Source organism: Bacillus sp. GbtcB10 (assembly GCF_019091365.1).
Classification (GTDB): domain Bacteria; phylum Bacillota; class Bacilli; order Bacillales; family Bacillaceae; genus Bacillus; species Bacillus altitudinis.
Genome location: NZ_JAGXJP010000160.1, coordinates 1 through 269 on the forward strand (window position 1 = coordinate 1; position 269 = coordinate 269).

Here is a 269-nt window from a genome sequence, read left to right on the forward strand (position 1 = left end):
ATTGCTTTCAATAAATTGCTGCTGGTCTTTTGCGACGTTTAAAGCAGATACCGAACGCCAATTTTTTTCTGTTACTTCACAAATGTGAAGAGTCATAATTCCAACTCACCTTCTAAATTAATATAGCTTAAAAGCTAATATGGATAATTTTACTTGTTATTTTGGTCAAGTCAAGCAGAAACACATAAAAAAGAAGCTGAATGTCGTATTCAGCTTCTTATCAAAAGTTGGTTAGTTAGTAGCTTCTTTCAATGTGTTTACGTTTTCTT

1 pseudogene is annotated in these 269 nt (G+C 32.0%); it reads right to left on the minus strand.

The features are described from left to right. A pseudogene (locus tag KVT11_RS19970) lies at window positions 1-96 on the minus strand (GNAT family N-acetyltransferase); the annotation flags it as partial. Window positions 97-269 lie beyond the last annotated feature (173 nt).